We start from the raw sequence: 1,992 nt of genomic DNA on the forward strand, positions 1-1,992 counted from the left end.
GCATCCACTTCTACCCGGTGGGCACGGCCGAGCGCGGGTCCTCGCACCTGCGGCTGACCGCCCGCGGCCGGGCCGGTCACGGGTCGCGCCGCAACGACGAGAACGCGGTGATCCGGCTGGTGCAGGCGGTGCGGCGGCTGGCCGAGCACCGCTGGCCGGTGCGGCTCATCCCGTCCGTGCAGGCCTATATCGAACAGGTCGGTGCGGCGCTGGGCGTCGAGGTGGATCTGTCCGATGTGGACGGAACGGTGGCGCGGCTGGGCGGCGCGGCCTCGCTCGTGGAGTCGACGATCCGCAACAGCACCACGCCGACGGCGCTGACCGCCGGCTACAAGGTCAACGTCATCCCGAGCACTGCGGAGGCGCTGATCGACACGCGGGTGCTGCCGGGCGGCGAGGAGGAGCTGCTGGCCACCGTCGACGAGCTGATCGGCCCGCACGTGAGCCGGGAGCTGCTCAACCCGCAGCCGGGGGTGCAGGCGCCGATCGACTCGCCGTGGTTCGACGCGATCGCCGACGCGCTGCGCTTTGCCGACCCGGCGGCCGTGGTGGTGCCGTACTGCCTGGGCGGGGGCACCGACGCGAAGGCGTTCGCCCGGCTGGGGATACCCGGCTATGGCTTCTCCCCCCTGTGGGTGCCCGAGGGCTTCGACTACCGGGCGATGGCCCACGGCGTCAACGAGCGGGTCCCGGTCGAGGGCCTGGCGTTCGGTGTGAAGGCCCTCGACCGGTTCCTGTCGACCTGCTAGATCAGTGGACAGCGATGTCGATCACGGGGTGCTGCGCGGGGTCGAGCCAGGCCATCACGGCCTTGAGGTCGTCGGCCGGGATGGACACGCAGCCGGCGGTCGGCTTGCCCGCGGAGACGTGCAGGAAGAACGCCGAGCCGGCGCCGGGCACGACCGGCTTGCGGTTGTAGTCGATGACCACCGCGTGGTCGTAGACCGGGCCGGCCTTGCCCAGGTCCTCGCCGGCGCCCTCGTTGAACGGGCAGCTGCCGGGCGTGCAGTGGTAGTAGGTGTTGTAGAGCGGGGACTTGGTGTCCGAGACCCACCAGTCGGACGTGCCGACCTGGCGGTAGGGCAGCCGGGTGCCGTCGTTGGCCTGGATGCCGAAGGCCTCGGTCAGCGTCCACACGCCGGCCGGCGTCTTGGAGGTGGTCTCACTGGCCTGGCCGATGCCGTCGGTGCCGACGTTGGCCGTGACCGGGCCGTGCACGACCGTCCACTGATCCCACAGCGGGCCGGTGCGCTGCCAGGCGGTGAGCACGGCGGTGGTCGCTGTCGCGCTGTCGGCGACGACCGTGATGACCTGGCCGGCCGGACCCTGGTACGGCATGGGCAGGCTGGAGGCGCTGGCGGAGGTGGCGGTCATGGTCAGCAACATGGCGGTGGCCACCGTCGCCGTGACGACACGGTTGGGCATCGGGTGAACTCCTGGCTCGCGGAACGGCGGGTCGGCGCGATCGTAGAGCAAGATCACCAATGCCGGCGGCAGGTCACCTAATTCCTTCGGATCAGGTTATTTCCGGACGGGACGGCTGATTGTGACACGGGCCTGCCGTCGCGCACGGGGCCACACGCCGGCCCCGTGCGGTTCAGCACCGCGGTCTCAGTGCACCAGTTCGGCTTCCATCTTGCGCAGCGGCGCGGCCAGCGCCGTCCGACAGGGCACGCCCAGCTTGGTGAACACGCGGGACAGGTGGCCCTCCACCGTCTTCACGCTGACCACCAGCTTCTCCGCGATCTGCCGGTTGGTCAGGCCGCGCACGGCCAGCTCGGCGACCTCGTGCTCGCGGACGGTCAGCGTGTCCATGCTGCGGACCGTCGGCGCGCGACGCACGGACAGCGTGAGCTGGGTGTCGACCAGCTCGGCCGCCAGCGCGCGGGCCCCGCAGCTCTCCGCGAGCCGGCGCGCCACGCTCAGCTCCCGCAGCGCCGCGTCCCGCTCCCCCATGCCGATCAGCGCGGCGCCGACCACGGCGTGCGACCG

The 1,992-nt window shown here is 71.8% G+C and carries 3 protein-coding genes; 1 reads left to right on the top strand and 2 read right to left on the bottom strand.

Annotated features, from left to right (window positions below):
- The coding region (locus tag KUTG_RS00910) for a M20/M25/M40 family metallo-hydrolase (protein ID WP_157495487.1) at window positions 1-749 on the top strand (749 nt) is incomplete at its 5' end.
- A 1-nt stretch (window position 750) separates the two neighbouring features.
- Here the strand turns inward: KUTG_RS00910 and KUTG_RS00915 are convergent.
- The gene (locus tag KUTG_RS00915) at window positions 751-1,425 is read right to left on the bottom strand and encodes a L,D-transpeptidase family protein (RefSeq protein ID WP_043727814.1); all 675 of its coding nucleotides are present in this window, start codon (window positions 1,423-1,425) and stop codon (window positions 751-753) included.
- A 186-nt stretch (window positions 1,426-1,611) separates the two neighbouring features.
- Window positions 1,612-1,992 (bottom strand): helix-turn-helix transcriptional regulator (locus KUTG_RS00920; RefSeq protein ID WP_043714233.1); only part of this gene is annotated, 381 nt, incomplete at its 5' end.

Source organism: Kutzneria sp. 744, from assembly GCF_000568255.1.
GTDB lineage: Bacteria > Actinomycetota > Actinomycetes > Mycobacteriales > Pseudonocardiaceae > Kutzneria.

Excerpts from the sequence above, each read along its gene's own strand:
- KUTG_RS00915 (WP_043727814.1), bottom strand. The coding sequence starts at position 1,425 with ATGCCCAACCGTGTCGTCACGGCGACGGTGGCCACCGCCATGTTGCTG.